This is a genomic window from Solirubrum puertoriconensis, from assembly GCF_001483135.1.
GTDB classification, from domain to species: Bacteria; Bacteroidota; Bacteroidia; order Cytophagales; family Hymenobacteraceae; genus Solirubrum; species Solirubrum puertoriconensis.
In genome coordinates this window covers 1,285,828-1,292,788 of the sequence record NZ_LNAL01000006.1, presented here as the reverse complement: position 1 = coordinate 1,292,788, position 6,961 = coordinate 1,285,828, and the positions used below count along the sequence as shown (strand labels likewise).

Genomic DNA, 6,961 nt, shown 5'->3' with positions numbered 1-6,961 from the left:
CCGTAGGAGTCTGGCCCGTATCTCAGTGCCAGTGTGGGGGATCGGCCTCTCAGCTCCCCTAGCCATCGTCGCCTTGGTGGGCCCTTACCCCGCCAACTAGCTAATGGCACGCAGGCTCATCTACACCCGAAATTCTTTAACCGCCAGCCGATGCCGGCCCGCGGTGTCATGCGGTATTAATCCACCTTTCGGCGGGCTATCCCCCAGGTGTAGGCAGATTGCCTACGCGTTACGCACCCGTGCGCCACTGACGCATTGCTGCGCCCGTTCGACTTGCATGTATTAGGCCTGCCGCTAGCGTTCATCCTGAGCCAGGATCAAACTCTCCATTGTAAAAAAACTTGCCGGCGCTGCCGARGCARCGCCCGTGTCGAGTGCTGATCCGACTCGTCTATAACGAGCTGTGCTTTTTACGCTTGCCCGCGTTCCGCTCGAAAGCAGAACGCACTTACCTTTTTGTCTTTCCAGTCTTTCAAAGAACGTGCGCCGAAACCTGTCGTCTCGGCGTCGCAACTGCCCGCGGCAGCCGTGGTGCTTTTTTTGCTTGCCGAGCGGCGTTTCCGTTCGGGGYGGCAAAGGTACGCGGTTTTTTTCGCTTGGCAAGCCAGCCGAAGATTTTTTTTCGACCCTTTCGCTGCCGGCCGCCTCCGGTTGAAGCGGGCTGCAAAGGTAGGCAACTTCCCGCCGCCCGCAAGCCCTCAGCTCAACTTTTTTTTCGGCGCCCGGTGATCAAAACCAGCCGCGAATCGCGTCTGAGCGCCGCCTTCCGTCTGAAGGGAGGGCAAAAGTAGTAGGCCTTGCTGATTTAAGCAAGCGCCACTGTACTTTTTAAACCGACTTGCATTCTGTAAAGCCTATGGCTAATTGAAGCAAGTAGATGTAAAAAGTATGATGCTGAGCTAGTTGCTTGCCTTCAAAAATTCAGAGTAGTCAAAAGACATCAGGAGGATGTACTTAGTTCAACATCCATCGATTTTCGTTGCCTATAAGAATCAAAAGTCATGATGCATAAAGAAGAAGCCCGACCGTGATTTTGGATCGGGCTTCTTACCTATATAATGAAGCGCGGAGTGACTAGCTCCGAACTACTCTCAATTGGCGTTTCAGACGCTCGATGCGCTGCTTGGTTTCGTCGATACGGCCTTGGTACTCTTCGCGCAATTGACCAGCATTCTTAGAACGAGCGAAGAAATCGAGGTTGGTTTGTAGCGTAGCCACGTCATTTTCGAGTTCGTTGATCTCACGACGAAGGCTTTGCTCCTTTCGATATAATAGCTGCTGCGCATCCGGGTTAGATTTCATGCGTTGCACCTGCAACTGAAAGAGTTGGTCTTCGCGCTCAGTATATGTAAGGCCAGGGATGGTATCGATGTATTTACCCATTAGATCCAAAAATCTTTCCTCAGCCTGAGCAGATCCTCCCCTTCTTGAATTCCCTTGAACATCTCCATGGCTCCATTCTTCCACTACGGCCTGCAAACCTTCGGGCGTTCCGGGGTTGTCGACTGATAGCGTTGCGACATGCGAGGCCAGACGATCGAGACGAGCGGCTTGTTCTTGCGATAGGTGCTGAGCATGCTGTTCGCGCTGGCGCGTCTCTTGGTGCTTGCGTTCGAAGAAAGCATCACAGGCCGTACGGAAGCGGTGCCAGATTTTGTCGGATTGTTTCTCCGGCACGCGGCCGATGCCCTTCCACTCTTTCTGAACCCGGATAACGGTTTCGCGTGCTTCCTCCCAGTTCGGATTTTCGAGGGCGGCTTCGGCTTGTTCGCATAGGGCGACCTTAGCTTTTAGGTTGCGCGCCTTTTCTTCATCAAGAGCTTTAAAGAACTGATTTTTGTGCTGGAAGAAACCTTTATAAGCAGTCCAAAACTGCTTATTCATGGTTTCAGCCTGATTGCGGGGCACCAAGCCGGCAGCATCCCACTGTTCTTTCAAAGCTTGCAGCTCATCGGTCTTGGCACGCCACTCATTAACTCGTTCGGTCCGGAACTCGCCAAACGGAACAATTTGAGCTAACAGCTCCTGCTTACGTAGTAAGTTGGCATTTTCTTGAGCTGAACGCGCATCAAGGAAGCTACGCTTACGCTCGTGTACCTTCTCGGAGGCTTGAAGAAAACGCTGCCAAAGCGGCTCACGCATTTCGTTAGGCACAGGCCCAACTGTTTTCCACTCCTCGTGCAATTGGCGCAGTTCAGTAAGCGCCTTATTGATGCTAGGCTGCTGAGACAAGGTTTCGGCACGATGAATGAGTGCCTCCTTCGCTTCAAGATTGCGACGGCGGTCAAGCTCCTTCATCTCGAAGAAGAGGCCGCGGTTGTTGTAGTAAATATCAAGAAGCGCGTGGTAGCTGTTCCACAACTCCTGGGCTTGTTGCTGTGGCACCGGACCGATGGACTTCCACTCGGCTTGGAGGGCTTTGATGCGGGCAGAACTGTCTTTCGTTTCGGCGGACTCGACCAACTGCCGCAACTGACCTAGTAGCTCTTGTTTGCGCACAAGGTTCTGCGCACGTTGTTCATCTTCTTGCTTAGCATCGCGCACGCGTGCTTCGCGGTAATCTTGCATTGCGCGGCTTACCTCGGCATGTGCCTCGGGAGCAGTAAAGACAAAACTTTCTGCTTCGTTGCCAGCTTCGGTGAAGCGTTGTCGGGCTGAATTGCGTTCGGCAGTTATGGCTTGCTCATACTGACGATGCAAATCAAGGATTTGCCGGCGGTTCTGACGAGCATCGGGGCGCTGCAACATGCCTAGCAAATAGCTGCCTTGGGCAATTACATCTAGCTTGCTAAAATCAGGGGCAGGTGTTTCAGGCACATAGTCCTCCTCGGTTTCATCGGCAGCTAAATTTTTGGCGGCTTCGGTAGCCGATTCGTTGTTAGAGGTTGGCAATGAGCCAATAGGTGCTGCAACTGACTCCAACTCGGCTGCGCTGGAAATATGTTGTTCGGGTTCCTGAACTGCAATGGGTGCGTTGTTGCCGGTGGCGTCATTTTCAGAGGGGCCAGAAGCCACAGGGGAAAACGAGGTGCCAGCCTCGGCCGCTGCCGCTACTGCGCCGGGGCCTTGGTTGCCGTAATGGGCTTCAGCCCTCTGCTCAGAAGCAGTAGGTGCTGTTTGTTGCTGGCTGCTTGATGTAGCACCCAATTGCTCAGACGCAGTTGCTTCGGTATTGGTCAGCGCAGCGGGGACTGATTGCGCCAAAGCAGGCGGCACATCGGCGGCCGATGGCACGGCCATATTTACTTCTGCTGGCTGTGGCGCCAAGGGCTGATCGGAAGCAGCAGTTTGGTTTTCAGTTGAGGCGTTGGCATCAGGCTCATCGGTATGCTGACGTGCCTGTGCGATTTCGGCCAGCCGACGTTCCAGAATGCTCATGGGCGTTTCTGAATCCTGATCGGGGCGGTTGGGGGCAGTATTTTCGTTTTCGGGTAGCATGGTTCTCTCAACAAAACAGCCCGGCTGACCGCAGAGCGAACAAGCCGGGCAGGCGGCGGTCAATTAATTCAGGCGCGGATCGACTGGGTAGTTCGATAGGACGCGGTAGCGCCCCCCTTTTTCGCGCAAGATAGCCTGCCAGAAGGCATCAGTAGTCAAAGTAAATACTTTCCCAGCAGCATTTGGGTGTACTATCCAAGTATTTTCCTGCACTTCATCGGCAAGCTGTCCAGCCGTCCACCCCGAATAACCTACGTAAAGCCGGAGGTCATTATCGGTCAGTTCGCCCGAAGCTATCAGGCCCAGAAGCACTTCGAAATCGCCACCCCAGTAAACTTCTTCATCTATAGGTTCGGCACCGGGGATGTCGGCACGGCGGTGTAAATAATGCAGCGTATCGGGCTGCACGGGGCCGCCTACGTGGAGCACCAACCTGGCGGCAGGATGAGTATCGCCTTCGGGCAGGCTCATGGCATCACCCAGGGTAACGGTGGTGGGGCGGTTCAGCATCAAGCCAAATGAGCCGTCCTCTTCGTTGTGCCGACAGAGCAACACCACCGACCGCTCGAAGTTTGGATCGCCCAGAAAGGGCTGCGAAATCAGCAGGCTGCCGCTAGTGAGGCTGGGCATGGCGGGGTGTATGATTAAAGATGAGATAGGAAAACCGGCAGACCTAGGGGTGATACCCAGATTAGCCATCATGAATGCAGGATAATAAACTCCTTTGAAAGCTTACGTTGGCAAGGCTGTTACAGGTTCCAAAATAGCGGTGTGCACTGGCCGCATGCACTGCCATAGACATCTCGCTATCAACCTAGGTGATGTTCTGACCTAGGTTAGGATAAAAATGCGGCTACTTTTGCGAGGCTCAATTTTGCCGTTGTATGCAAGATCAATACCTCGCCGACTTACGCAAGACGTACGCACAGCGCGACCTCAGCGAATCAGCTGCCGACCCCGACGCCATTAAGCAGTTTCGTCGTTGGCTCGACGAAGCATTAGAATCACAAGTTGATGAGCCTACGGCCCTGACTGTAAGCACTGTGAGTGCAGATGGACAACCTTCGGCGCGGGTAGTGCTGCTGAAGGGCTTGCCCGATGACGCAGGCTTTTTGTTCTACACGAACTACGAAAGCCGCAAAGGCCAAGAACTCGCAGCTAGCCCCAAAGCAGCCATGACGTTTTTTTGGTCGGGCCTCGAACGGCAAGTACGCATAGAGGGAACTGTGGAGAAAGCGCCAGAATCGATGTCGACACAGTATTTCCAGAGCCGCCCCAGAGGCAGCCAAATTGGGGCGTGGGCTTCGCCGCAGAGCCATCCAATTGGCAGCCGCGAAGAGCTGGAACAGCGCGAGCTTGAGATTACGCAGCGCTTTGCCGAGCAAGACCCTTTGCCCCGGCCCCCGCACTGGGGGGGCTACATCCTGCGGCCACAGCGGATTGAGTTTTGGCAGGGCCGCCCCTCGCGCCTGCACGACCGGTTGCTGTACGAGCGTACTCCCGACGGGTGGCAGCGCACCCGCCTTGCCCCCTGAGTAATTAAAGATGAGCTGCAAACGCACCTAGGGTTTGCTGATGAAGCAACAGGAGCAGGCAGCTAGCTCATTTTTAGTTGTTGACGATTTCTTAGCCCAATGGCCGAAATACAACCCGTACGCGCTTGGCGCTACAACCCCCAGCTGAGCCAGCGCATCGATGATTACGTATCGCCGTTGTTCGATGTGGTGTCGCAGAAGCAGCGCGAGGTGCTTTATCACAATCCGCTCAACAGCATTCATCTTTCGGTGCCGCGGCAGGGTGATGACCCTGCCGGCGATGCATTAAATCGCCTAATAGAATGGCAGCAAACGGGTGTACTGCAGCAAGACGTGCTGCCGGGCATTTATGCGTACTACCAATATTTCCGGCTACCAGGTAGCACGCGCGAGTACTGCCGCAAGGGCTTTATGTGCCACATCCGGGCCTATGATTGGACGGAAAATATGGTGCTGCGGCACGAAAACACCTTGCCCGCCGCGGTGAACGACCGCGCCGAGCTGCTGGCCCGCACCCAGTTTCAGACCAGTGCTACCCACGGCCTCTACCGCGACGATGCGCACGAACTCGAACGCTACCTCGACGAGGCAATGCTCGACCCGCTGTGCCAGACGGAAGAAGACTACCAAGGCGCGCGCGACGTGCTGGCCGTGATTCAGGATGCGCAAATCATCCGACGATTTCAGGAACTCCTCAGCGATAAGCAGGTGATATTGGCCGATGGGCACCATCGCTACGAAGGCTCGTTGTCGTACCGACAAGCCCGCATGGCTGCCGACCCCACCCACAACGGGCACGAGCCGTGGCATTATCACCTGATGTACTTAACCAACGCCGCTTCCGACGACCTCCGCATTCTGCCCACGCACCGCTTGTTGCTTGAGTTGCCCAATGAGCTAGATACAAAAGAGTTCTTAGAGCGCCTAGGTCTGTACTTTGTAGTAACTCCGCAGGAGGAAGCTTTTGTGCTGCCCGAAATCATAGCGGGGAAGCAGTGGGCATTTGGCTTGTACCTCGATGGCCAGCCTTACAAACTACGCTTGCGGCCCGATGCGCACGCCTTATTAGACTGGGATACCACGCCCGAGGTAAAGGCGCTCGACCTAACCGTGATGCACTACTTTGTGCTGGAGCGCGCCCTAGGTATTGTTGGCCCCGATGCCCAACGGCAGTGGCCAGGCGTGGTGTACGTGCGCAACTTTGCCGAATGCTTGAAGCGCGTTGATTCCGGCGAAGCCCGCGCCGCCCTCATTACCAATGAGGTGACGATGGATGAGGTAGAGCATGTATGCCACACCGGCGCGGTGATGCCGCCCAAATCAACTTTCTTCTACCCAAAAACGCTTGGCGGACTGCTCTTCACCAGCATCCGCGACGACGAACCTGTGCCCTATGCCCCGTTTACTCCTTGCGTCTAATTCTCCCCGCCGTAAGCAACTGCTCGCCGACTTGGGTCTCACCTACGAGGTGCGCCTGAAGGAAGTAGACGAAACGTACCCCGAGCACCTGCAGCGCGCCGAAGTAGCCGAGTACCTAGCCGCGCATAAGGCTAGTGCCTACCGCGACGATCTGCAGCCCGGCGACGTGCTGCTCACCGCCGACACCATTGTGTGCCTCGATGAGCACGTGCTCAATAAGCCCACCGATGCGGATGACGCCGTGCGTATGCTGACGCAGTTGCAGGGCCGTGCGCACGACGTGTATACTGGCGTCTGTCTGCTCACGGGCGAAGGCCAGAAAGTAGTGTTTTCGGACCAAACCCGCGTGCACTTTCGCTCGCTTACCGAAGCCGAGATTCGCTTTTACGTTGAGAAACACAAGCCCTTCGACAAGGCCGGAGCGTATGGCGCCCAAGACTGGATTGGCCTTGTAGCTGTTACCCGACTCGAAGGCTCATACTTTACTGTTATGGGCTTGCCGGTACACCGCGTGTATAAGGAACTGGAGAAGCTAGGTTTCGGCGTGGCAGCTACCTAAGCCTACTTCG

At 55.4% G+C, this 6,961-nt stretch carries 5 protein-coding genes and 1 rRNA gene; 3 read left to right on the top strand and 3 right to left on the bottom strand.

Annotated features, from left to right (window positions below; translation table 11 throughout):
• The 3 genes from ASU33_RS10375 to ASU33_RS10360 form a co-directional block, all read right to left on the bottom strand.
• Nucleotides 1-333: ribosomal RNA gene (locus ASU33_RS10375) — 16S ribosomal RNA — on the bottom strand; the annotation flags it as partial.
• Between the two features lie 741 nt (nt 334-1,074).
• The gene (locus tag ASU33_RS10365) at nt 1,075-3,438 is read right to left on the bottom strand and encodes a DUF349 domain-containing protein (RefSeq protein WP_059070711.1); all 2,364 of its coding nucleotides are present in this window, start codon (nt 3,436-3,438) and stop codon (nt 1,075-1,077) included.
• Between the two features lie 63 nt (nt 3,439-3,501).
• Nucleotides 3,502-4,068, bottom strand: coding sequence for a YqgE/AlgH family protein (locus ASU33_RS10360; protein WP_059070710.1), 567 nt, complete (start codon nt 4,066-4,068; stop codon nt 3,502-3,504).
• A 254-nt stretch (nt 4,069-4,322) separates the two neighbouring features.
• Here ASU33_RS10360 and pdxH point away from each other — a divergent pair, with 254 nt between their 5' ends.
• The 3 genes from pdxH (at nt 4,323) to ASU33_RS10345 (ending at nt 6,951) form a co-directional block, all read left to right on the top strand.
• Nucleotides 4,323-4,973, top strand: coding sequence for a pyridoxamine 5'-phosphate oxidase (pdxH, locus tag ASU33_RS10355; protein ID WP_059070709.1), 651 nt, complete (start codon nt 4,323-4,325; stop codon nt 4,971-4,973).
• Between the two features lie 99 nt (nt 4,974-5,072).
• On the top strand, nt 5,073-6,392 hold the full coding sequence (locus tag ASU33_RS10350) for a DUF1015 domain-containing protein (RefSeq protein WP_059070708.1): 1,320 nt from the start codon (nt 5,073-5,075) through the stop codon (nt 6,390-6,392).
• Entirely contained in the window at nt 6,367-6,951 is a 585-nt protein-coding gene (locus ASU33_RS10345) for a Maf family nucleotide pyrophosphatase (protein ID WP_059070707.1), read from the top strand. The genes ASU33_RS10350 and ASU33_RS10345 overlap by 26 nt, the downstream gene beginning before the upstream one ends.
• Nucleotides 6,952-6,961 lie beyond the last annotated feature (10 nt).